We start from the raw sequence: 24,027 nt of genomic DNA, 5'->3' as shown, positions 1-24,027 counted from the left end.
TCCGTACCGCTCATGCCGCCGCCTCCCTCAGCGCCGCGGCCAGCTCGACCCGGTCGTCGAACGGCAGCACCTCGCCGTTGATCTCCTGGCCGCGCTCGTGGCCCTTGCCCAGCAGCGCGATCACGTCGCCGGGCTTGGCCCGCTCCACCGCGTAGCCGATCGCCGCCCGGCGCCCATCGATCTCGACCACGCCCGCCGCCCCGTCGGCGGCGCCGGCCAGGACCTCGGCGCGGATCGCGGCCGGGTCCTCGGTGCGCGGGTTGTCGTCGGTGACGATCACGAGATCGGCGCCCTGCGCGGCGGCCCGGCCCATGAGCGGGCGCTTGCCGCGGTCGCGGTCGCCGCCGGCCCCGACCACGCAGATCACCCGGCCGCCGCGGGAGGCCGCGAGCGACCGCAGCGCCTTGAGCACCTCGACCATGGCGTCGGGCTTGTGCGCGTAGTCCACGACCCCGACCACGTCGCCGGGGGCCCCGGCGACGTCGACGCGCTCCATGCGCCCGGGCGAGCCGGGCGCGGCGGCGACGGCCCCGGCCGCGACGTCGAGGTCGACGCCGACCGCGACCAGGGACGCGATGGCCAGCAGGGCGTTGGCGACGTTGTGCCGCCCGGGCAGCTGTACGCCGGAGCGGACGGTCCGGCCGCGCCAGTGCACGTCGAACGCCTGCCCGTAGCCGGCGACGGTCACGTTCGACACGCCGAAATCGGCGGGAGCGTCCTTGGATGTAACGGCAGCGGATTCACCAGCTACGGAATAGGTCCACGAGCCCGGCTTGCGCAGTCGCATTACCGACACGTCGTCGAAATTGAGGATCTCGATCGCGGCGCGGCCGTCGAACAGGCGGGCCTTCGCCGCGAAGTACGCCTCCACCGACGGGTGAAAGTCCAGGTGATCCAGGCCGAAGTTGGTGTAGCCGGCCGCGGCGAAGCGCACCCCGCCCACCCGGCCGACCTCCAGCGCGTGGCTGGACACCTCCATCGCCACCGACCGCACGCCGCGCTCGAGCGCCGCGGCGAACAGGGCGTGCAGGTCGGTCGCCTCGGGCGTGGTGCGGATACTGTCCACGGTCAGGTCGCCCAGCCTGGTCTCGACGGTGCCGATCAGCCCGGTGACCTGGCCGGCTGCGCGCAGGCCGGCCTCGATGAGGTACGTCGTGGAGGTCTTGCCCGCGGTGCCGGTGATCCCGATCGTGGTCAGCCGGCGGGTGGGCTCGCCATACACCTTGGAGGCGACGTCGCCGAGCACGTCCCGCGGCCGGTCCACCACGATAAACGGCACGCCGGCGTCGGCGCGCACCCCGGCCTCGAACCCGGCACTGTCGGTGAGCACGGCGACCGCGCCGCGCCGCAGCGCATCGGGGATGAAATCGGCCCCGTGCACCCGGGATCCGGGCAGCGCCGCATAGAGGTCGCCGGGAAGTACCGAGGAACTACTGTGCGTAACCCCGGTGACCGCAACCTCTCCAGAGCCGCCCAGCTCAGCGATGAGCACGGGTCGGACATTCCGCGGACGGGGATAGCCGGGCACGGGGTCAGACCCTACCCGCACGCTCACGCGGCCCCGGAGCCGGTGTCACGGGTAGATCGTGAGCTTCGGTGCTTCGGTGCCCGTCGGCAGAACACCGTAACTGGACAGCGTCAGCGCCATCATCTCCCTGAATACCGGCGCCGCCACCGAGCCGCCCGCTCCGCTGCCGGGCACGTGCGCGATCACGGCGACCACGTAGCGGGGTGCCTCGGCCGGCGCCATGCCGATGAACGACACCACGTCGCCGTCAGCGTACCCGCCGTTCTGCGGCAGCTTCGACGTTCCGGTCTTCCCGGCGATCCGGTACCCCGGGATCGCCGCCTGGTGGCCGGTGGCGTCGCCCAGCGTGGTCACGCCCTCCAGCATGGCCCGCAGCTCCTGGGCCACCTTCGGGTCGAGCACCCGCCGGGTCTGCTGGGCCGGCGGCTTCGACGCGGTGCCGTCCGGCGCGATGATGTTGCGAACCACCGTCGGCTGCACCCACAGGCCGTCGTTGGCGATGGCGCCGTACGCCGCCGCCATCTGCATCGCCGTGGTCGCCACGCCGTTGCCGATCGGGATGGAGCCCGGGCTGGAGCCGCTCCACTTGTCCGGCGCCAGCAGCTGCCCGGGCGACTCGTTGGGCAGCCCGACGCCGGTCCGCTCGCCCAGACCGAACTTCTTCTGGTACTCGTACAGCTTGTCCTTGCCCAGCTTGTCGGCGACCGCGATGGTGCCGACGTTGGACGACAGCGCCAGGATGCCCGGAATGGTCATCTGGGTGCCGTCCTTCTGCGGCGGATGGTCGGTGTAGGTGGTGTCGCCCTTCTTCACCTTCGAGTTCACCGTGATCGCGGTGCTCGGGGTAATGACGCCCTCCTGCAGCGCGGCACCCATGACGATCGCCTTGTGGATCGAGCCGGGGTCGAACACGGTCGCCGTGCACTGGTCCTTCCACTGACTGTTATCCGGCGTGCGGCCGAGGTCGGCGGGGGCGAACGAGGGGTAGCTCCCCATCGCCATGACCTCCATCGTGTGCGCGTCGAACACGATGGCGGTGGCGAAGCGGGCGTTGAGCGGCCCCATCCGCTCGGCGAGGGCGCTCTGCACCGAGTACTGCAGGTCCGCGTCGATGGTCAGCTCGACGGAGCTGCCGGGGCGGGCCGGCTCGAGCTCCTCGTAGCCGTCCGGCAACGGCTTGTCGAGATCGCCCACGCCGTGCTCGTAGACGTGCAGGCCGTCGACGCCGTGCAGCAGCGAGTCGTACTGCTTCTCGATGCCCATGTGCCCGACCAGATCGGCGCGGGAGGTGTACCCGATGATGTTGGACGCCAGGTCGTAGCCGGGGATCTCACGGCGCTCGTCGCGGGCCACCTTGAGCGCTCCGACGCGCAGCGCCGCGACGCGCTCGCCGTCGGCCACGTCGATCTGGTGCACGAGATACTCGAAGCGCACGTCGGTCTTGCCGTCGGCGCCCTTGTGCGGCGTCATCTTGCGGACCAGGTCGGAGCGCAGCACGCCGTACTTGTCCAGGATCGAGAACAGCTTGTCGGCCAGGGCCTCGGGGTCCTTCACGGCCATCGGGTCCGCGGCGACGTAGCGGGTCTCGACCGAGTGCACGAGAATCTTGCCGTTACGGTCGAGAATGGCACCGCGGGAGGCGGGCAGCACGACCCGCGCCAGGCGGTCCCTGAGCCCCTCGGCGGCATACGCGCTGGCGTCGGTGAGCTGTAGCTGCACCAGGCGGACCCCGATGGCGGCGAACATGGCCAGCGCCAGGACGGTGGCCAGCCGCAGCCGGCGGCGGGGCTCGGCGAGCTTCGGCGTCCGCGGGCGGAGCGCGAGCAGCGGCACCCTGACCCGGCTCTGCCGCCGCGGCTTGCGGACGGGCGTCGCGACCGCGGCGCCGGCGCCGCGCGTGCCCGCGCCGCGGCCGGCTCCCTTCAGCGGTCGCCCGGCCCGGCTCCTGGCGCCCGGCTGGACCGGAATGGTCCGTTCCCCACCGCGCTTGCGCCCGCTGACCGCACGGAGCGAAGCGTTCCGTTGCGCGGTGCTCCGGGAATGGCCGTCGTCCGGGTCGCTCGGAGCGGTCCGTTGCGTGCCGTTGCCGCGGCCGGCGCGCTTGGGATCGGTGCGGCGCGGCTGCTCGCTGCGGCCGCCCTGGATTACCTCCAGGGCCGGCCGGAACGGATCCTTGCGCCCGCCCGCCTCGACCGAGGCGTCGCGGACCGAGCGCCCGCGCGGGGTGTACCGCTTGGCCTCGGACATGGTGCCACGCAGCGGCGGCTCCGCGGTACCGTCGCCGCGCTCCGCGGTTTTTCCGCCCCCCGCGCGGGAACGGGCGGAAGCACCGGCACCCCCCACGCCGGCGCGACCGCTCGTCCGCTGCCGGCCGGCGTCACCCCCGCGACCGGCGGTATCCCTGCGCTCGGCGCCCCCGCGCCGCTCGGTTCCGCTCCGTCGATCAGAGGTGTCGCCAGCCATCGTCCCGACTTCCGTTCGTCCCGGCCACTATGGACTTCGATGGTTCCTGCGCTACTTGCTCGGTCCGGGCATCTCCAGCCTGGTGCCGTCGGGCAGCACCAGGAACGTCGGCGTGCGCGAGGGCACGAGGCCCAGCTGCTTCGCCCGCGACGCGAGCGTCACCGGCGACTCCTTGTTGGCCAGGTCGCTGCGCAGCCGTTCCTCGTCGCGGTCGAGGTTCTGCTGCGTGTCCTTCAACGCCGCGAGCTTGAACGCGTTCTCGGCGATCCGCGTGTTGAGCACCAGAATGCCCACGACGCCGGCGAGCACCAGCACGAGTACGAGCGCCACGAAGGGCGCCCGCGGCGCACTGACCGGTGCCGGCGGCGCCACCCGCAGCCGCGGAGGCGTCTGCTTCGTCTCGGGCGCGTGCCGTTGTGGTACGACGTCCGGCTCCGTGGTCTCGTGCTCCGGCTGCAGTGCCGTCGCACCGTCGATCGGGTAGTCCCGTCGCTGCTGCTGGATCTCCTCAGCGGCGCGCCCCGTGGTCCGGCCCCCCGACCGCGGTGCACCCTGCTGAGCCCTGCGCTGCCGGCTGGCCGGCAGTGTCGTCACGTTCATCACACCTCCCCCAATGTGTCTGTCCTGTCTCCTGTTGGATTCGGACGTTGCTTGCGTTCCACCGCGCGGAGTCGCACGGACGCCGCGCGCGGATTGGCCGCAGTCTCGGCCGCGCCGGGAAGCTCGGCCCCCCGGGTGAGCGCCCGCAGCTCCGGTTCGCTGCCGGGCGGCTCGAACGGCAGCTCGACCGGCACGGTCGAGCGGGTCCGCTGGGCGATCGCCTGTTTGACCAGGCGGTCCTCGAGCGAGTGGTACGACAGCACGACCAGCCGGCCCCCGGGCCGCAGCGCGTCCAGCGCCGCGGGGATCGCCCGCTCGAGGACCGCGAGCTCGCGGTTGACCTCGATGCGCAGCGCCTGGAAGGTCCGCTTGGCCGGGTGCCCGCCGGTGCGCCGGGCCGGCGCCGGGATGGCGTCGCGGACCAGTTCGGCAAGGCGGGCCGAGCTGGTCAGCGGGGACTTCTCCCGTTCCCGGACGATCGACGCGGCGATGCGGGAGGCGAACTTCTCCTCCCCGTACACGCGCAGGACCCGGGCGAGCTCGCCGTGGCTGTAGGTGTTGAGCACCTCGGCCGCGGTCATGCCGCTCGTCTGGTCCATGCGCATGTCCAGCGGTGCGTCCTGGGCGTAGGCGAACCCGCGCTCGGCCTCGTCGAGCTGCATCGACGACACGCCCAGGTCGAACAGGCCGGCGTCGATCCGCTCCCCGGCGAGCACCTCGGGCAGCTCGTCGTAGACGGCGTGCACGAGGCGGATCCGGTCGGCGAACGGCGCCAGCCGCCGGCCCGCTAGGCTCAGGGCCTGCGGGTCGCGGTCCAGGCCCAGCAGCCGGGCCTGCGGGTGGGCGCGCAGCACCGCCTCGGCGTGACCGCCGAGGCCGAGCGTGGCGTCCAGATACAGCGCTCCGGGGCGGGTCAAGGCCGGGGCAAGCAGCTCGAGGCAGCGCTCGAGCAGCACGGGCACGTGAACGTCCCGCTCCCCCATCGTCGACCCCCTGCCGGCGGCGGGTCCGCGGCCCGCCGTGATGCTGAACCTGCCGAGTGCGCAAGCGCCGTACCGCCAGCTCCCCATCCGCTCCTCCGCCCTGGCGCCGGGGAAGTGGCGTCAGGACTTCGAGAGACTCTGAGCGGCTGGAGAGCTGCCGATACGGCGGCCTCAAAGTCGGATACTGCAGTTGGACCTCACAGCCCTCCCGGCAGCACCCCCTCCTCGATGCCCGCGAAGTCTTCCTCGCTCTCGGCGAGGTAGCTGTCCCAGGCCTGGCGATCCCAGATCTCCACCCTTGTGCTCGCCCCGATCACGACGAGTTCGCGGCCCAGCCCGGCATACTCGCGAAGATGCTGCGGGATGGTGACCCGGCCCTGCCGGTCAGGAACCTCGTCGTGAGCGCTGGCGAAGAACACCCGGCTGTAGGCGCGGGCCGCCTTGTTCGTCATCGGCGCAGCGCGAAGCTGTTCGGCGATCCGGGCGAACTCGGCGCCGGGAAACACGTAGAGGCAGCGCTCCTGTCCCTTGGTGATCACGACACCTCCCGCCAGCTCGTCCCGAAACTTGGCCGGCAGGATCAACCGGCCCTTTTCGTCCAGGCGGGGAGTATGGGTGCCCAAAAACATGCGGCATCCACCCCTTCCCACCGCGAACGGTTCCCCCCGGGGCCGGCCGAGCCCCCCGGCTCCGCCATCGCGCTCCACTGTACTCCACTTCCCTCCACCGTCAACGGAAAACCACCCGGTCCGCCAGCGGCCCGGGTGAAGAATCCCCACGTCAAAAGGGGTGACGCCGGGTGGAGGAGCTCGGGCGTGCCCGTTCGGTTGAGGGTGTTGCCGAGGGATCAAAATTCGGGCAAAACACCCATGAATTCCACGTTCTCCGCCCGCGGCTGCGTTTCCGTGGCCGCGGTGGAGGAAAGTGGGGTGTCACGCAGAGCCCGTAGTCCGGTTGGGAGCGTCGCGCCGTCCGGGTAGGGTCAGCGCATCGCCGAACACCGTGGAAGCGAGATGACGGACAACAAGCTGCCGATGCGGGCGAAGCTCGCCACCTCACTGTCGCGCGGCGCCGCCGCGCTGTCACGCGCCACCGGCCGGGGCGATGGTTCGGTCATCGGCGGCCGGATCGGCCTCATGATCGACCCTAACCTGCTCGCGGAGCTCGCCGCGGGCCGCCAGATCGCCCTGGTTTCCGGCACCAACGGCAAGACGACCACCACCCGGCTGACCGCGGCGGCGATGGGCGTGCTCGGCCCGGTCGCGACCAACAGCCTCGGCGCCAACATGCCGACCGGGCACACCTCGGCCCTGGCCAAGGCCGGCGCCACGCCGTACGCGGTGCTCGAGGTCGACGAGCACTACCTCAAGCAGGTGCTGGACCAGACCCGGCCGAAGGTCGTCGCGCTGCTCAACCTGAGCCGCGACCAGCTCGACCGGGCCAAGGAGGTCGCGATGATGGCGGCCCTGTGGCGCGACGCGCTGCCCGGCCGCGGCCTGCACATCGTCGCCAACGCCGACGACCCGATGGTGGTCTGGGCGGTGGGCAAGGCGATCGCCGACGGCACCAGCGTCACCTGGGTCGCCGCCGGCCAGCGTTTCCACGACGACTCCTGGGTGTGCCCGGGGTGCGGCGGCTCGATCGAGCGCAACGGCGAGCAATGGGCGTGCGCAGAGGGCGACCTGAGCCGGCCGGCGCCGCACTGGACGATCAGCGGCGAGGGCGTGGTCGACGACACCGGCACGTACCACCACGTCGTGCTGCAACTGCCCGGCCGGGTGAACCGCGCGAACGCGGCGACCGCGCTCGCCGTGGCGGCGCAGTTCGGCGTACCGGCGGCGAAGGCGGTGCCGGAGCTGGCGAAGGTCGCCTCGGTCGCCGGCCGCTACGCGGTCGTGGTCCGCGACGGGCGCACCATCCGGCTGCTGCTGGCCAAGAACCCGGCCGGCTGGCTGGAGTCCTTCGACATGGCCGAGGACGTGCCGACGTTGCTGTCCATCAACGCCCGGGACCCCGACGGCCTCGACACGTCGTGGCTCTACGACGTCGACTTCTCCCCGCTGCGCGGCCGCCGCGTGCTGATCACCGGCGACCGGGCCATGGACCTGGCCGTGCGCCTCGAGGTCAACGAGGTCCGCTTCGAGCACGTGCGCTCGTTCGGCCAGGCCCTTTCGCTGGTACCGCCGGGCCGGCTCGAGGTCATCGCCAACTACACCGCCTTCCAGGACATCCGAGCGGAGCTGGACCGTGTCAACTGAGTCCCATCTGCGCCTGATCTGGCTCTATCCGGACCTGCTCTCGACGTACGGCGACCGTGGCAACCTGCTCATCCTGGCCCGCCGCGCCGACCTGCGCGGCCTGCCGGTCGAGTGCGCCGAGGTGCGCGCCGACCAACCGGTCCCGACCGATGGCGACGTCTACCTGATCGGCGGCGGCGAGGACGGCCCGCAGGCCCTGGCGGCGCAGCGCCTGACCAACGACGGCGGCCTGCACCGCGCGGTCGAGCGCGGCGCGACGATCTTCGCGGTGTGCGCCGGCTACCAGCTGCTCGGCCACTCGTTCTTCGCGAAGGGCGCGAAGTATCCGGGCCTGGGCCTGCTCGACATCGACTCGGACCGCGGCGAGACCCGGGCGGTCGGTGAGCTGACCGGCGAGATGCACCCGGCGCTGGGCCTGCCGATGCTGACGGGCTTCGAGAACCACGGCGGCCGCACCCACCTCGGCCCGGGCGTGAAGCCCCTGGCGCGGGTGACGACGGGCATCGGCAACGACGGCCAGTCGGAGGGCGCCTGGAGCGGCCGGATTCTGGGCACGTACTCGCACGGCCCGGCGCTGGCCCGCAACCCCGCCATCGCCGACCTGTTGCTGCGCTGGTCGACCGGCCAGACGATGGAGCCGATCGACGACCGCTGGCCCACGGCGCTGCGCGACGAGCGCCTGTCCGCGGTCTCGAGGTAGCCCCGAGCCGTCCGTCTTCGCGGGAAAGAACAAGGCAGGAAAGAACAAGGCCGGTCCGAAGCGATTCGGACCGGCCTTTCTCGCAAGCGTGTCAGACCACGACCGAGACCATGCGGCCCGCGATCACGATGACCTTCTTCGGGGTCTTGCCGGCCAGCTGCTCCGCGACCGCGTCCAGCGCCGCCGCGCGCACCGTGTCCTCGTCCGCGTCGGCGGCGATCTCGATCTTGCCGCGGACCTTGCCGTTGACCTGCACCGGATACGTCACGGACTCGGCGACCAGGTAGGCGGGGTCGGCGGCCGGGAAGCCGGCGTAGGCGATCGAGGACTCGTTGCCCAGCCGCTGCCACAGCTCCTCGCCCAGGTGCGGCGCGAACGGCGCGATCATGCGGATCAGCGGGTCGGCCACCTCGCGCGGCGTGCCGGCCGCGGAGACCTGCGTGACCCGGTTGGTCAGCTCGATCATCTTGGCGATGGCGGTGTTGAAGCGCATCTCCTCGATGTCGACCCGCACGCCGTCGACGACGCGGTGCAGCAGGCGGCGGGTCTCGTCGTCCAGCGCGTCGTCGGTCACCCGCAGCGCGTCGGTCTGCTCGTCCACGACCAGCCGCCAGACCCGCTGCAGGAACCGCTGCGCGCCCACGACCGCGCGGGTCTCCCACGGGCGCGAGACGTCCAGCGGGCCCATCGACATCTCGTAGACGCGGAAGGTGTCCGCGCCGTAACGCTCGCACATCTCGTCGGGCGTCACCACGTTCTTCAGCGACTTGCCCATCTTGCCGTACTCGCGCTGGACGGGAGCGTTACCGAAGTAGTACTTGCCGGGCTCGCGCTCCTCGACCTTCTCGGCCTCGACGTACACGCCGCGGGCGTCCTTGTACGCGTACGCCTGGATGTAGCCCTGGTTGAACAGCTTGCGGAACGGCTCCTCCGACGAGACGAAGCCGCGGTCGAACAGCACCTTGTGCCAGAAGCGCACATACAGCAGGTGCAGCACCGCGTGCTCGACGCCGCCCACGTACAGGTCGACGCCGCCGACGTCGCCGGGGCTCTGCGGGCCCATCCAGTAGCGCTCGTTGGCCGGGTCGACCAGCTTCGAGCCGTTGACGGGGTCCAGATAGCGCAGCTCATACCACGACGAGCCGGCCCACTGCGGCATCACGTTCGTCTCGCGGGTGTACGTCTTCGGCCCGTCGCCCAGGTCCAGCGTGACCTCGACCCAGTCCTTGGCGCGCGACAGCGGCGTCTCCGGCATGCTGTCGGCGTCGTCGACGTCGAACGTGCGCGGCGAGAAGTCGTCCACCTCGGGCAGCACGACCGGCAGCATCGACTCGGGCAGCGCGATCGGCAGGCCGGTCTCGTCGTAGACGATCGGGAACGGCTCGCCCCAGTACCGCTGCCGGCTGAACAGCCAGTCCCGCAGCCGATAGGTGATGGCCCCGACGCCGTGGCCGTTGGCCTCCAGCCAATCGATGATCTTCGCCTTGGCCTCGGCGACGCCCAGCCCGTCCAGGCTCAGTCCATGAGGCGCGGTCGAGTTGATCGCCGGCCCGTCGCCCAGGTATGCCTTGCCGTCGAAGCCCTCGCTCGGCTGCACCGTGCGGATGATCGGCAGGTGGTAGACCTCGGCGAACTCCCAGTCGCGCTCGTCCTGGCCGGGCACCGCCATGATCGCGCCGGTGCCGTAGCCAGCCAGCACGTAGTCGGCGATGAAGACTGGGATCTTGCGGCCGTCGACCGGGTTGGTCGCGAACGCGCCGGTGAAGACGCCGGTCTTCTCCTTGGCGTCGGCCTGCCGCTCGACGTCGGTCTTGCCCGCGGCGAAGGCGCGGTAGGCCACGACCGCCTCGGCGGGGGTGGCGTGCCCGCCCGTCCACCGCTGCGCGTCGGTGCCGTCGGGCCAGGCCGCCGGCACGATCTCGTCGACCAGCTCGTGCTCTGGGGCCAGCACCATGTACGTCGCGCCGAACACGGTGTCGGGGCGGGTGGTGAAGACCCGGATCGACGTCTCGGACCCCGTCGTGGTCGTCGCCGGGAAGTCGATGTGCGCGCCGCGGGACCGCCCGATCCAGTTGCGCTGCATCGACTTGACCTTCTCCGGCCAGGCCAGCCGCTCCAGGTCGTCCAGCAGCCGGTCGCCGTACGCGGTGATCCGCAACATCCACTGGCGCAGGTTGCGCTTGAAGACCGGGAAGTTGCCCCGCTCGCTGCGCCCGTCCGGGGTGACCTCCTCGTTGGCCAGCACCGTGCCCAGGCCCGGGCACCAGTTCACCGGCGCCTCGGAGATGTACGCCAGCCGGTGGTCGTCGACCAGCCGGCGGCGCTCGACCGCGGACAGCTCACCCCATGGGCGGCCGTCCGGCGCCGGGCGCTCGCCGCTGCTGAACTCCTCGATCAGCTCCTCGATCGGCCGGGCCTTCTGCCGCTCGGCGTCGAACCAGGAGTTGAAGATCTGCAGGAAGATCCACTGGGTCCAGTGGTAGAACTCGGTGTCCGTCGTGGCGACGCTGCGCCGGTCGTCGTAGGCCAGGCCCAGGCGGCGCAGCTGGGTGCGGTACCGCTCGACGTTGGCCTCGGTCGTGGTGCGCGGGTGGGTGCCGGTCTGCACCGCGTACTGCTCGGCCGGCAGGCCGAACGCGTCGAAGCCCATCGGGTGCAGCACGTTGTACCCGGCCATGCGGAAGTATCGGGTGTAGCAGTCCGTGCCGATGTACCCCAGCGGGTGCCCGACGTGCAGGCCGGCGCCCGACGGGTAGGGGAACATGTCCATCACGTACAGCTTGGGCGCGCCCGCGCGCGGGTGGCCGGGGTCGCTGAGCGGGCCGGTCGGGTTCGGCGCGTAGAAGGTGCCGTTCTCGGACCAGTAGTCCTGCCAGCACGCCTCGATCTCCGCCGCCATCGCCGCGGTGTACCGATGCGGCGGGATGTCGACCGCTCCGTCGGTCACTGCCTCGCTCATGACTGTCCCCACCTCAGGTCTCGGGTTCCTCGAATTGTCCGGGCACGAAAAAACCCCTCGCGCAGGAGGGGTCGCCGTGCCGTCGCAGCTAGTGCGTCAGCACGGCTCGCTAAGAAGCCGGACCACCCGGGTCATATCCGCAGTGTACCGCAGGCACCGAGGCGTTTTCCCGCCCGTCGATCCCGATGGTCACACAGCGCTACGCCGATATGACGGTCGGCGCCCCGCCCGCACAGGCCGCGACGTAGCGCAGCCGCTGCCCGCCCCGGTCGAACTCGACGCGCGCCTTGGCGTGCCGCCCGAGGTCGGCCGAGACGAGCGCGATGCCGTCGGCCGGCACGACCTGCCGCACGCTGACCTTGCCCCCGGTCCGGCCGCACGCCGCGACGATCACCCCGCCCTCGGTCGGCAGGTTGGCGCCCCGCCCCGGGTTGCCCTGGTCGCCCTGCCCGCCCTGGTCGTTCCGGCCGCCCTCGTCGTCCTGCCGGCCGCCGCCCTGCCCGCCCGGGTTTCGCGCCGCGGTCGTCGCGGTGGGTGACCCGGCCGGTGCCGTCCCGGTCGCGTCGCCGGAGGCCGTCGCGGGGCCCGCCGCCTGCGGCGCGGTGCGCGCGAGACCGGCCTCCAGCCGCGGGTCGCCGCCCGGGCGGCTCGTCGCGAACGCCACCAGCGACGCCGCGACCGCGACCAGCGCGCCGGCGCCGGCCAGCACGCGCCGGCGCGCCCCGCGGGCACCGACCGGCTCCGAACCGACCGGCTCGGCGTCGCCCGCGGACGTCCCCGTCGGCGCGGACGCCGGCCGGAGCGACGCCTCGGATGACGGCGTCAGCAGGTCGGTCGGGTACTCGAGCGGGACGGGGGTGCCGGGCGCCGGCTCCTGCGGTACCACCGAAAAACGCGGAACGATGCCCGCGGCCCGGGCCAGGCGGGCGGCGACCACGACGGCGGCCGGACGCTCCGCCGGGTCCTTGGCGAGGCAGCTCATGCACAGCTCGCGCACCTCGGGTGCCACCCCGGGCAGGTCGGGCAGCGGCTCGGGCGGGACCGACAGGTGGGCCGCCACCATCTGCGTGTTGGACTCGGCGTCCCAGGGCAGCCGGCCGGTGAGGCAGCGGTAGAGCACCAGGCCGAACGCGTAGACGTCGCTGGCGGGCGTGACCTCGTCCGAGACCACGCGCTCGGGCGCCAGGTAGGCGGCGGTGCCGAAAACCCGCACCGAGCCGGTCGGCGGGTCGGGGATCCCCACGAACCCGACGATCCCGAAATCGAGAACCTTCGCCGCATCCGGCGTGAGTATGACATTGGCGGGCTTCACGTCGCGGTGTACGAGATCCTCGGCGTGCGCGGCGGCCAGACCGGCGGCGACCTCGGCGCAGATCCGCACCGCGGCGGAGGGCGGCAACGGGCCGCCGCGGAGGCGCTCGGCAAGCGTCGGGCCGCGCAGCAGCTCCATGACGACGAACGGGGTGTCGTCCGCCGCCTCGCCGTAGTCGTAGACACCGGTGATGTTCGGATGCGAAAGACGCGCGGCCGCGCGGGCCTCCAGCCAGATGCGCCGCCGCCAGTCCGCGTCGGCGGCGAGCCCGCCGGCGAGCACCTTGACCGCGACCTCCCGGCCCAGCACCCGGTCGTGCGCACGCCACACCACGGACATGCCGCCCTCGCCCAGCCGATCGGCGAGCAGGTATCTGCCGTTGAGTAATTGCCCGGCTTCCACGCGACCAGTCTGCCGTAATCGACGCCGGCCGCATCCCCAGCGACCGTTTACCAGTGATTCGGATGGGTACGACCGGGCGTTCAAGAAAGTCGCCGACGAGCCGGGCGGGATGTCCGCAATGACGGAATCCCGTCCGGCGCCGTGTCAATTCCCCCGCTAGCCTGAGGGGAAACGACGGCTCGGTGCGATCCGATGACAACGTTTTCGCGCAACCGAGCGGTTCACCTGTGGGTCGTACACCTGACGGTGGGCACGGCAAGACCATGAGGAGGCCAGTTGACCAGGCACCGCACGTTCGAGGAACTCGGGGCTCCGCTTCCCGCTCCCGAATTCCGCGCCGCGACCGATGCGATCGTCGCCAACATCGAACAGGTCATCGAGGGCAAGACCGCCACGGTGCGGCTGGCCCTGGCCGTCCTGCTCGCCGAGGGGCACCTCCTCATCGAAGACGTCCCCGGCGTGGGCAAGACCAAGCTCGCCAAGGCCCTCGCGCGGTCGATCGACTGCTCGGTGCGGCGCATCCAGTTCACGCCCGACCTGCTGCCCAGCGACGTCACCGGCGTCAGCGTCTACAACCAGGAGACGCGCGACTTCGAGTTCAAGCCGGGCGCGGTGTTCGCCAACGTCGTCGTCGGCGACGAGATCAACCGGGCCTCGCCGAAGACCCAGTCGGCGCTGCTGGAGAGCATGGAGGAGCGGCAGGTCACCGTCGACGGCGCGACCTACCCGCTCCAGGTGCCGTTCATCGTCATCGCCACGCAGAACCCGATCGAGATGGAGGGCACCTACCCGCTGCCCGAGGCTCAGCGCGACCGGTTCACCGCCCGGATTGCGATGGGCTATCCGGACATGGGTGCGGAGCTCGCGATGCTCGACGTGCACGGCCGTCACGACGCCCTCGACGACCTCGGCCCGGTCTCCGACGCGATCACGATCCGCCGGATGATCGCCAGCGTCCGCGACGTGCACGTCGCGGACGCGGTGAAGCAGTATGCGGTCAACATCGTCACCGCCACGCGCGAGTCCGGCGAGCTGCGCCTCGGCGCCTCGCCCCGCGCCACGCTGCAGCTGCTTCGCACCGCCCGCGCCGTCGCCGCCATCGAGGGCCGCGAGTTCGTGCTCCCCGACGACCTGCAGGCGCTCGCCGTGCCGGTGCTCGCGCACCGGGTCATCCCCACGGCCGAGGCGCAGCTGTCCCGCCGGACCACCGACGCGATCATCGCCGAGCTCGTGCACCGCCTGCCGCTGCCGTCCGACCGCCAGCAGCGCTCGCCGTACGACACACGGCCGCAGCAGTACGGGGGCCGCTGAGCATGCGAGAGGCGCTGCGGGGGCTCACCACCCGGGGTCGTAGCTTCCTGGCCGCCGCCGCAGCGGCCCTCCTCGCCGCCCTGATCCTCGGCGAGCGCGACCTGCTCCGCGTGGCGATCCTGCTCGCCGCGCTGCCGTTGCTTTCCGCGGCGTATGTAGGGCGGACCCGCTACCGCCTGTCCTGCAACCGCACCCTCGACCCGCACCGCGTCCAGGTCGGCGCGAGCGCGCGGGTCATCCTGCGCCTGCAGAATCTGTCCCGGCTGCCCACCGGCACGATGCTGCTGGAGGACCGGCTGCCCTACGCGCTGGGCAGCCGGCCCCGCCTGGTGCTGGAGAAGCTGGGCGCTCAGCAGGCCAGCTCGGTCGCCTACACGGTGCGCGCCGACGTGCGCGGCCGCTACGAGGTCGGCCCGCTGGTCGTGCGGCTGACCGACCCGTTCGGCCTGTGCGAGCTGACCCGGGCGTTCCCGTCGGTCGACCGGCTCACCGTCATCCCGCAGGTCGTGCCGCTGCCGTCGGTGCGCCTGGCCGGCGAGTTCGCCGGGACGGGCGAGAGCCGCGCCCGGTCGGTGGCCGTGCACGGCGAGGACGACGCCGCCACCCGGGAGTATCGCTACGGCGACGACCTGCGCCGGGTGCACTGGCGCTCCACCGCCCGCACCGGCGAGCTGATGGTCCGCCGCGAGGAGCAGCCCTGGGAGAGCCGGGCCACGGTCGTGCTCGACACCCGCGCCGCCGCTCACCGCGGCGAGGGCCCCACGGCGAGCTTCGAGTGGGCCGTCTCCGCGGCCGCGAGCATCGCGGTGCACCTGCGCCACGCCGGATACAAGATGCGCCTCGTGACCGACGCCGGCGTGGACGTCGACGCGAGCGAGATCGACGGCGACGGCCCGCTGCTCGACCAGCTCGCCGACGTGCGGCTGGCCCAGCGCGGCGACATCGGCACGCTCATCGAGCGGGTCCGCCGGCGCAGCGACGGCGGCCTGATCATCGGCATCTTCGGCCTGCTGTCCTCGGCAGAGGCCGAGCTGCTCGCCGCGTTCCGTTCCAACAACGCGACCTGCGTCGCGCTGTTCATCGACTCCTCGACCTGGCTCAATCTGCCGACGACCGCGCGCGAGGAGGCCGACCGGGCGCACGGCGTCGCCGCGCTCGCGCTGGTGCGCAGCGGCTGGCGGGTCGTGGAGGTGCCGCACGGGGCCAAGCTGTCCGCGCTGTGGCCGCAGACCGGCCGGGGTTCGCAGGGCTTCGCCTGGCGGGCCGCATCCGCGGAGAGCGTCGCTGGAGGAGTCCGGTGAACCAACGCAAGCACCTGACGCTGATCGCGGCCGGTTCGGCATACCTGGCCTCGCTGCCGCTGATCAACGTCTTCGAGCACTACACGTGGGCGTTCCGGGCCCTCCTGGTCGTCGCCGTCATGTGCGGCGTCGGCCTGCTGGTGCGCAGCCTCCGGGCGCCGGCGTGGGCGCCGACCGCGGCGATGGCCGCGGCCGCGCTGCTCGCCCTGACCTGGCTGTACCGCAGCGGCGAGGAGTACCTCGGCATCCTGCCCTCGCCGGGCACGTTCGCGCACTTCGGGCAGCTGCTGCGCACGGCGTCGACGGAGATGAGCGAATACGCCACCCCGGTTGGCGACCGGGACGGCTTCCTCTTCCTCGCCACGCTCGGCGTCGCCGCGGTCACGCTGCTGGTCGATCTGTTCGCCGTCGTCGTGCGTCGGCCCGCGCTGGCCGGCCTGCCGATGCTGGCCATCTACTCGGTGCCGGTCACCGTCGACACCGAGACCACGAGCTGGCTGCCGTTCGCGCTCGGCGCCATCGGCTTCCTGTGGCTGCTCGTCACCGACAACGTCGACCGGGTGCGCCGCTTCGGCCGCCGCTTCACCGGCGACGGGCGCGACGTGGACCAGTGGGAGCCGTCTCCGCTCGCCGCGGCCGGCCAGCGGCTCGGTGCGCTGAGCGTCGCCGCCGCGGTCCTCGTGCCGCTGGTGCCGTTCGCGATGCCGAGCGGGATTCTCCAGAGCCTCGGCGCGGGCACGGGAGGTGGCGGGGGTGCCGGGATCGGCAGCGGCCACAACAGCAAGTCGGTGAGCATGTTCGCGCTGCTGTCCGGGCAGCTCACTCGCACCAAGTCCTTCGACATGCTCAAGGTCACCGACATCGACGACGACCACCCATTCTACCTGCGCTTCAACGTGCTCGAGGAGCTCTCCGCCAAGGGTTTCAGCGCCAAGCCGATCGCCGGCGGAGCGCCCGTGGGCAACGGCTTCGCCCGGCCCGAGTGGGACTCGCCGGTGAAGGCCTCCCCGCACCAGGCCCGCATCGAGGTCACCAACGAGCTCGCGATCAACTACCTGCCGATCTACACCTGGCCCACGAAGATCGACAAGATCAGCAACAACTGGTCGTTCGATCCCAAGACCGCCGTCGTGTACTCCGGCAAGGAGACGACGGCCAAGAAGTCCTACAACATCACCTACCTGCGACCCGAGATCACCCCCGAGCAGCTGCGCAACGCCGACCCGGTCAACGCCAACGACCCGCAGCTCAAGGACCTCGCCATCGCGCCGGCCAACGCCGTGGTCAAGTCGAAGGTCGAGGAGCTCATCAAGGGCAAGACGAACCAGTACGACCGCGTCAAGGCGATCTACGACTTCTTCTCGCCGAACAACGGGTTCACCTACGACACGACCACCGGCGCCGACACCAGCGGCACGAAGATCGCCGACTTCCTGCTGAACAAGAGGGGGTACTGCGCGCAGTACGCCGCGGCCTTCGGCTGGCTGCTGCGGGAGGCGAAGATCCCGGCACGGGTCGCGTTCGGCTTCGCCCGGGGCGGCAACAGGTCGGGCAAGACGATGACGCTGACCAACTTCAACCTGCACGCGTGGACCGAGGTGTACTTCCCGGGCTTCGGCTGGCTGCCGTTCGACGCGACCCCGCCGGCGGCGATCGGTGGCTCGGTGCAGACCTCGTACCTGCCGACGACGACCACCGCGCCCGGCGACGACGACCGCGACCGGCCCGGCAACAACCCGCGTGTCAACTCGTCGGAGTTGGCGGCGCCGGCACCCGGCGACCCGCACGACAACCCGGGCGACACCGGCGGCCAGACCGAGGGCGGGACCCGCAGCGTCACGGCGCGCGTGCTCGACGCCGTGTCCAGCACCCTGGGCATCACCCTCATCAGCGTCGCCCTGCTGGCCCTGGTCCTGGCCACGCCGGCCGCCGCCCGTGCGCGCACCCGCCGGCGACGGCTGACGCTCGGCCCGGTCGGCACGCCCGTGCCGGGCGACGGCCCGACGATGGTCGTCGTGCCGAACGACGAACGCTCGTACGTCGCCGCCCGCGCCGACGCCCACCGCGCCTGGGACGAGCTCGTCGACACGATGGTCGACTACCGCGTCCAGATCGTCGACGCCGAGACCCCGCGTGCCACGATCGACCGCCTCGTTAAGAAGGAGCGCCTGCGCGACAAGGCCGAGGCCGGCGCGCGGCTGCTCGGCACCGTCGAGGAGCACGCCCGGTACGCCCGCGAGCCGCTCACGGGCCGTGAGCTGCGCTCGGCACTCTCCGCGGTCGAGTCGTCGTTCGCCGCGAGCGCGACCCGCAAGGTCCGGCTCACGGCGAAGTTCCTGCCACCGTCGGTCCTGCGCCGCTGGCGCACGAGCTTCAGTGCGCGCTCGAACGCCCTGGCGCTGGCCCTGGGCCACGGCTGGGACTCGTCGATGCGCGCCGTGAGCGTGCGCCGCATCGTGGCCCGCCGCGTCGACCGCTGATTCGCTCCGCCAACGCTGAGGGACGCTCCTTGCGGAGCGTCCCTCAGCGTTTCACCACTCGCTTTTTCACCCGCTCCGCCTCCCCCGACGCTCCGGGCGGGATCGCCGGCCGGCGATGGTCAGCGCCGACCGCGAACCATGCACGACCGGCCGGCCGCATGACGGCCGAGACCTGACGCGACCTGCCTGGACCACGATCGCTTCAAGATCGGCGCGCACCTCGGATCGGTCGTATTCCGGGCGATGCGCCGCATGACGGCCGCGCTCCGTCCACGGCGGCACCGGCGACGCGACAGCACGAGCTGCGGTCATGGTTCAGCAGGGCGCGGCGGGTCGGAGGATCCCGGGCATGCTTCACCCACTTGCCGGCCACCCCGCACCGGGGTGGCCGACGGGGGGCCGGGCCTTAGAGATCGCCTTCAGGGCGGCGGCGCCAGCGTTCCTCGAGGCGGTCGACCAGGCCGCCGCGACGCTGGCGGGTGCGGCGCGTGGCCGTGCCGCCGACGGCGTGCAGGTCGACGCTCTGGCCGCGGCGATATGCCTGGACGCCGAACGCGAGAGCGCCCAGCATGACCAGGAAGCCGCCCACGCCCAGAAGTGGGATGCGAATTGCCACGCCGTAGACAAGCAGCGCCATGCCGGCCAGCAGCAGGATCCCTGCGGCGATCATCCGGCGCTTGGCATGGAACCGCGGGTCGGTGGCGCGCACCGCCGAAGCGAACTTGGGATCCTCGGCTAGCGACCGCTCGATCTGATCGAACAGCCGCTGCTCGTGCTCCGAGAGCGGCACGGCACTCCTCCCCGGTCGCGAAGGCCGGCCCTGTAGGGACCGGCGGTCCGGCACAGCCGGACGGCTGCGTACTGGCAAGTTTACGAGGGGGTCAACCAGTCGGAAAGCGGGACGTTGGTCCGGTCGTGGCGATTTTCCGACGAGTGTCACTCGTATGTCCTTCCATTGTGTCGCCTCCGAGGCTCTTCCGCCCCCTCCCCCGCCGGTGCGGCTCCATTTCCGCCGGTGCGCATTCCGTCACCGCGCAGCAGGCTGGCGGGCTTGACGAGGCCGGCGCCGAACCGCGCGGCAACGGCGTCGGCGGCCCGCTCGGCGTCGCGCCAGCCGTGATCTCGCTCACCCAATGTCATCTGCCGGGGCATGCCCTCGGCGTGGACGAGGCCCTCGACGCGCACGCCGATGAGCCGGATGCGCTCGCCAATGCGCGCCGCCTGGAACAGCGCCCAACCGATCTCGAAGATCTCGCGGCTGACGTCGGTGGGCACGTCTACGGTGCGTGACCGGCTGAGCGTCTGGAAGTCGGCCAGCCTGATCTTCACCGAGACGGTGCGCCCGGCCTGGCCGGCGTGGCGAAGGCGCCGGGCGACCTTGCCCGACAGCGCCAGCATCGCGCGTCGGACGGTGGACAGGTCGCTCACGTCGACGTCGAAGGTGGTCTCGGCGCCGATCGACTTCTCGACGTGGTCGGGAATCACCCGTCGGGGGTCGCGCGCCCAGGACAACTCGTGCAGGTGGTGGGCGGCGGCGTCGCCCACCGCGGCGCGCAGCATGCCCACCGGCGCGGCGGAAAGGTCGCCGATGGTCCTGAGCCCGAGCCGCTGGAGGGTCTCGGCGGTGCGCTCGCCGACGCCCCACAGCGCCTCGACGGGCAGCGGGTGCAGGTACTCCAGCTCGCGCTCGCGCGGGATCACCACCATCCCGTCCGGCTTGGCCCGGGTCGAGCCGAGCTTCGCCAGGAACTTGGTCGCGGCCACCCCGACCGAGCAGGTGAGCCGCTGTTCCCGCGCGACCCGCCGGCGGATCAGCGCGGCGATCCCGGCCGGGCGCCCGAGCAGCTTGCGCGCGCCGGCCACGTCGAGGAACGCCTCGTCGAGCGAGAGCGGCTCGACCAGTGGCGTCACGTCCCGGAAGATCGACATCACGGCGCGGGACGCTTCGGTGTAGGCGGCGAAGTCGGGCGGCAGGAACACCGCGTGCGGGCACAGCCGCTGCGCGCGCGTGCCCGGCATCGCGCTGCGCACGCCATACTCGCGCGCCTCATAGCTGGCCGCCGACACCACGCCGCGCGGCCCGGCCCCGCCGACGATGACCGGCTTGCCGCGCAGCTCGGGCCGGCGCCGGATCTCCACCGACGCGTAGAACGCGTCCATGTCGACGTGCAGCACCGTGCAGCCGGTGTCGTCGGCGTCGGGCCCGAACTCCCCGGCGCCTCCGCGCGGTACAACCTGGCTTCGCCCCACACCGCGAACCTTAGCGCCGGACGACCAGCAGCGGGATCTCCATCTCCGCGGCGGTGGCCGAGCCGTGGAACGCGATCATGTCGGCCAGGCGGGGCGGCTCGTGCGCGCTCGCCAGCACCACCCACCGCTCCCGGCACACCACGACCACGTCGCCGATGCGGGAGAGGTGGGAGTCCGGAACCGGGCCGAACCAGCCCGTGGCCACCGCCTCGTCGCGGGTCGTCACCCAGGCGCCGTCGCCCAGGATCCCGCGCCACGCCGACAGGACGTCCTGCTGCGCGCCGGGGACGGTGTGCAGGTAACGCACGCGCGGCTCGCCGGCGACGATCGCCACGCCGTCGGTGAGGCGCGGGTCGCGGTCCAGGTCGATGCGGCGGTCGGCGGGGACGTCCAGCTGGCCGTGGTCGGCGGTGACGATGAGGGCCGCGTCCGGCGGCAGGCCGTCGATCAGGCGGGCGAGCAGGCGGTCCGCGGCGGCGGCGGCCGCGTGCCACTGCGCGGTACCGATGCCGAAGTTGTGACCGGCACGGTCCACGTCCGGCAGATAGCCGTAGACCAGGCGCGAGTCCGGCAGGGCGGCCAGCATCTCGGCGGCGATGGCGTCGGCGGCCACGCCGGGGCCGAACCGCGCGCCGCGGTAGGCCGAGCGGGTCAGGCCGCTGCCGTTGAAGGCCGGGTTGGTGACCACGATCGGGGCGAGGCCGGCCTCCTGCGCTCGGGTGAACGCGGTCGGCAGCGGCTGCCAGTCGGCCGGATCGGGCTCGTCGGTCCAGGAGAGGTGGTTGACGACGTGGTCGGTGCCGGGCCGGTTGAGCGTGAAGCCGACGATCCCGTGATGCCCCGGAGCGGCTCCGGTTCCGAGGGTGACCAGGCTGACCGGGGTGGTCGACGGGAAGCCGGCGGTGATCGCCCGGCCGGTCCCGAGGTGGCCGCCGGCGAGGCCGGCGATCGTCGGGGCGTGCGGCGCGGCCGTGGCCAGCTGGTGCCAGCCCAGGCCGTCGATCAGGACGACGGCGATCCGCCGCACGCCGTCGAGGAGCGGCGCGAGGCCGAGCGGGTCTGGCTCGCCGGGGGCGCCGAGCGCGTGCAGCACGCTGGGCATGACGTCGGCGAGGCTGCCGTGGCCGTATCGCGGCTCCACGGTCGACAGCGGGTCCATCAGGGGCCCGTCACGAGCGGCGGGCCAGCAGGTGCAGCTGGGTGGCGATGTCGCGGTAGGGCGGCGTGCCCGCCAGGACCAGCTCGAACGCGGCCAGCGCCTCCGGCTCGCTCTCGGCCACGGTGCCGGGGACGAGGTCGGCGACGACGCGCACGCCGTGGACCTGCTCGACCGCGAGACCGCAACCGTCGAGCAACGCGGTGGCGGTCTCGGCGCTGTACCGACGGCGGAGCCGGTCGCGAGCGTCGCCCCCGCCGTCGGGGCTGGCCACCAGCAGCGCGGCAGCCGCGATGTGGCCGCCGATCGCCCGGGCGAGCACGGCCGCGGCCCGGCTGGCCACGACCACGCTCGCCGCGCCGCCGGGACGCTGGGTCCCGGCGAGCGCGGCGACGACCTTGTGCGGGTCGTCCACGACCTCGAGCAGGCTGTGGCAGAGCACCAGGTCGACGCTCTCCGGCGCGATCAGGTCGGCCAGCCCGTCGCCGTCGCCCTGCACGGCCCGCACCCGCTCACCCACGCCGGCCTCGGCGGCCCGCCGGATCAGCGCGGCGAGCGCGTCGGGGCTCGCGTCCACGACCGTCACGGTGTGGCCGGCCTGCGCCAGCGGTACGGCGAACCCGCCCGTGCCGCCGCCGACATCGAGGATGTTCAGTGACCGGTTGGCCCGGGCAAGCTCGCGGCGCAACACCTGCCAGATCACCGCGGTGCGGGGCGCAGAAGACTCCACGAACTAGACCTTAGACTCCGTCCGGGACTCCGCCGACTCCACCGTCGTGGCGAGCGGCAGGTACACCTGGCTACCCGCCGCCGTGAACTCCTCCGACTTCTGCTGCATGCCCAGTTCCGCGTAGCCGCGCAGGTCCTGGCTGATCCGCATGGAACAGAACTTCGGGCCGCACATCGAGCAGAAGTGCGCGGTCTTGGCCGGGGCGGCCGGCAGCGTCTCGTCGTGGTACGCCCGCGCCGTGTCGGGGTCCATGGCGAGGTTGAACTGGTCCTCCCAGCGGAACTCGAAGCGGGCCTTGGACAGCGCGTCGTCCCACGCCTGCGCGCCCGGGTGGCCCTTGGCGAGGTCGGCCGCGTGCGCCGCGATCTTGTACGCGATGACGCCGGCCTTCACGTCGTCGCGGTCGGGCAGGCCGAGGTGCTCCTTCGGGGTGACGTAGCACAGCATCGCGGTGCCGTACATGGCGATCATCGCCGCGCCGATCGCGGACGTGATGTGGTCGTAGGCGGGCGCGACGTCGGTGGTCAGCGGGCCGAGCGTGTAGAAGGGCGCCTCGTGGCACCACTCCTTCTGCAGGTCCACGTTCTCCTTGATCTTGTGCATGGGCACGTGGCCGGGGCCCTCGATCATGACCTGGACATCGTGCTCCCAGGCGATCCGCGTCAGCTCGCCCAAGGTCCGCAGTTCGGCGAGTTGAGCCTCATCGTTGGCGTCGGCGATCGAGCCGGGGCGCAGGCCGTCGCCGAGGGAGAAGGCCACGTCGTAGCGGGCGAGGATCTCGCACAGCTCCGCGAAGTTGGTGTACAGGAAGTTCTCCTCGTGGTGCGCCAGGCACCAGGCGGCCATGATCGACCCGCCGCGCGACACGATGCCGGTGACCCGCTTGACGGTCATCGGCACGTACCGCAGGAGCACGCCCGCGTGCACCGTCATGTAGTCGACGCCCTGCTCGGCCTGCTCGATGATCGTGTCGCGGTAGGCCTCCCAGGTCAGCCGCACCGGGTCGCCGCCGACCTTCTCCAGCGCCTGGTAGAGCGGCACGGTGCCGATCGGGACCGGGGAGTTGCGGATGATCGCCTCGCGGGTGGCGTGGATGTGCTTGCCGGTCGAGAGGTCCATGACGGTGTCAGCGCCCCAGCGGGTCGCCCAGGTGAGCTTGGCGACCTCCTCCGCCACGCTGGAGGACACGGCGCTGGTACCGATGTTGGCGTTGACCTTCACCAGGAACCGCGACCCGATGATCATCGGCTCGCTCTCCGGGTGGTTGACGTTGTTGGGCAGGATCGCCCGGCCGGCCGCGATCTCGTCGCGCACAAGCTCCGGCTCGACGCCCTCGCGGATCGCCACGAACTCCATCTCCGGGGTGACGACGCCCCGGCGGGCGTAGTACAGCTGCGTCCGCTCGGTGGGCCCGCGCTCGGCGATCCACTGCGCGCGCAGCGCCGGCAGCCCCGCCGGCGGGTCGTTGAGCGGGCCCGACGTGTCGTAGAGGCGGACCGGCGGGTTGTCCCCGGTCAGCTCGACCTCGGCGAACGGCACGCGAAGGTCGGGGCGGGAGCCGGCGACGTACACCTTGCGTTTCATGGGCGCTCCT

Annotated in this window: 16 protein-coding genes and 1 pseudogene; 5 read left to right on the top strand and 12 right to left on the bottom strand. The window is 72.2% G+C overall.

All coding sequences use genetic code 11. The features are described from left to right. Nucleotides 1-10: 10 nt before the first annotated feature. From ABT297_RS10520 to mraZ, 5 genes and pseudogenes are all read right to left on the bottom strand, one after another. On the bottom strand, nucleotides 11-1,528 hold the full coding sequence (locus ABT297_RS10520) for a UDP-N-acetylmuramoyl-L-alanyl-D-glutamate--2,6-diaminopimelate ligase (protein ID WP_350547191.1): 1,518 nt from the start codon (nucleotides 1,526-1,528) through the stop codon (nucleotides 11-13). Nucleotides 1,529-1,573: 45 nt separating this feature from the next. Further along, nucleotides 1,574-3,775, bottom strand: a complete 2,202-nt coding sequence (locus ABT297_RS10515) for a peptidoglycan D,D-transpeptidase FtsI family protein (RefSeq protein WP_350547189.1) — start codon at nucleotides 3,773-3,775, stop codon at nucleotides 1,574-1,576. 267 nt (nucleotides 3,776-4,042) lie between these two features. After that, nucleotides 4,043-4,591: a cell division protein FtsL gene (gene ftsL / locus ABT297_RS10510; protein WP_350547186.1), complete on the bottom strand. Its 549-nt coding sequence runs from the start codon at nucleotides 4,589-4,591 to the stop codon at nucleotides 4,043-4,045. A 17-nt stretch (nucleotides 4,592-4,608) separates the two neighbouring features. Then, nucleotides 4,609-5,574, bottom strand: a pseudogene (rsmH, locus tag ABT297_RS10505) (16S rRNA (cytosine(1402)-N(4))-methyltransferase RsmH); the annotation flags it as partial. 197 nt (nucleotides 5,575-5,771) lie between these two features. After that, the gene (gene mraZ / locus ABT297_RS10500) at nucleotides 5,772-6,203 is read right to left on the bottom strand and encodes a division/cell wall cluster transcriptional repressor MraZ (protein WP_350547183.1); all 432 of its coding nucleotides are present in this window, start codon (nucleotides 6,201-6,203) and stop codon (nucleotides 5,772-5,774) included. Nucleotides 6,204-6,587: 384 nt separating this feature from the next. Here mraZ and ABT297_RS10495 point away from each other — a divergent pair, with 384 nt between their 5' ends. Together ABT297_RS10495 and ABT297_RS10490 are read left to right on the top strand one after the other, a co-directional pair. After that, on the top strand, nucleotides 6,588-7,832 hold the full coding sequence (locus ABT297_RS10495) for a Mur ligase family protein (protein WP_350547180.1): 1,245 nt from the start codon (nucleotides 6,588-6,590) through the stop codon (nucleotides 7,830-7,832). After that, nucleotides 7,822-8,532, top strand: a complete 711-nt coding sequence (locus ABT297_RS10490) for a type 1 glutamine amidotransferase (protein WP_350547177.1) — start codon at nucleotides 7,822-7,824, stop codon at nucleotides 8,530-8,532. The genes ABT297_RS10495 and ABT297_RS10490 overlap by 11 nt, the downstream gene beginning before the upstream one ends. A 91-nt stretch (nucleotides 8,533-8,623) precedes the next feature. Here the strand turns inward: ABT297_RS10490 and leuS are convergent, their stop codons facing one another. Both leuS and ABT297_RS10480 read right to left on the bottom strand, forming a co-directional pair. Continuing rightward, nucleotides 8,624-11,491: a leucine--tRNA ligase gene (gene leuS, locus ABT297_RS10485; protein ID WP_350547174.1), complete on the bottom strand. Its 2,868-nt coding sequence runs from the start codon at nucleotides 11,489-11,491 to the stop codon at nucleotides 8,624-8,626. A 199-nt stretch (nucleotides 11,492-11,690) separates the two neighbouring features. Continuing rightward, nucleotides 11,691-13,205, bottom strand: coding sequence for a serine/threonine-protein kinase (locus ABT297_RS10480; RefSeq protein WP_350547171.1), 1,515 nt, complete (start codon nucleotides 13,203-13,205; stop codon nucleotides 11,691-11,693). Nucleotides 13,206-13,481: 276 nt separating this feature from the next. Between ABT297_RS10480 and ABT297_RS10475 the strand changes: the two genes are divergently transcribed. From ABT297_RS10475 to ABT297_RS10465, 3 genes are read left to right on the top strand one after another with little or no spacing between them, the layout of a single operon-like run. Next, the gene (locus ABT297_RS10475; protein ID WP_350547168.1) at nucleotides 13,482-14,516 is read left to right on the top strand and encodes an AAA family ATPase; all 1,035 of its coding nucleotides are present in this window, start codon (nucleotides 13,482-13,484) and stop codon (nucleotides 14,514-14,516) included. Nucleotides 14,517-14,518: 2 nt separating this feature from the next. Further along, nucleotides 14,519-15,817, top strand: coding sequence for a DUF58 domain-containing protein (locus ABT297_RS10470; RefSeq protein WP_350547165.1), 1,299 nt, complete (start codon nucleotides 14,519-14,521; stop codon nucleotides 15,815-15,817). After that, nucleotides 15,814-18,297, top strand: a complete 2,484-nt coding sequence (locus ABT297_RS10465; RefSeq protein ID WP_350547162.1) for a transglutaminase TgpA family protein — start codon at nucleotides 15,814-15,816, stop codon at nucleotides 18,295-18,297. The genes ABT297_RS10470 and ABT297_RS10465 overlap by 4 nt, the downstream gene beginning before the upstream one ends. Before the next feature lie 406 nt (nucleotides 18,298-18,703). On the opposite strand, the gene ABT297_RS10460 is transcribed toward ABT297_RS10465, so the two are convergent. From ABT297_RS10460 to thiC, 5 genes are all read right to left on the bottom strand, one after another. Continuing rightward, nucleotides 18,704-19,087 carry an SCO2097 family morphological protein gene (locus ABT297_RS10460; RefSeq protein WP_350547159.1) on the bottom strand — a complete coding sequence of 128 codons (384 nt, stop codon included), beginning with the start codon at nucleotides 19,085-19,087 and terminating at the stop codon, nucleotides 18,704-18,706. A 146-nt stretch (nucleotides 19,088-19,233) separates the two neighbouring features. After that, nucleotides 19,234-20,547, bottom strand: coding sequence for a DNA polymerase IV (locus ABT297_RS10455; RefSeq protein WP_350547156.1), 1,314 nt, complete (start codon nucleotides 20,545-20,547; stop codon nucleotides 19,234-19,236). 10 nt (nucleotides 20,548-20,557) lie between these two features. Further along, complete coding sequence (locus tag ABT297_RS10450; RefSeq protein WP_350547153.1) at nucleotides 20,558-21,706, bottom strand: alkaline phosphatase family protein; 1,149 nt, start codon at nucleotides 21,704-21,706, stop codon at nucleotides 20,558-20,560. 10 nt (nucleotides 21,707-21,716) lie between these two features. Continuing rightward, on the bottom strand, nucleotides 21,717-22,433 hold the full coding sequence (locus ABT297_RS10445) for a class I SAM-dependent methyltransferase (RefSeq protein ID WP_350547150.1): 717 nt from the start codon (nucleotides 22,431-22,433) through the stop codon (nucleotides 21,717-21,719). A gap of 3 nt (nucleotides 22,434-22,436) precedes the next feature. Continuing rightward, a complete protein-coding gene (gene thiC, locus ABT297_RS10440) occupies nucleotides 22,437-24,017 on the bottom strand; it encodes a phosphomethylpyrimidine synthase ThiC (protein ID WP_350547147.1) in 1,581 nt (526 codons plus the stop codon). Nucleotides 24,018-24,027 lie beyond the last annotated feature (10 nt).

It is taken from the genome of Dactylosporangium sp. NPDC000555, from assembly GCF_040300025.1.
Taxonomy (GTDB): domain Bacteria; phylum Actinomycetota; class Actinomycetes; order Mycobacteriales; family Micromonosporaceae; genus Dactylosporangium.
Note: the sequence above shows the minus strand (reverse complement) of the source record. Positions and strands in the feature narration are given on the sequence as shown.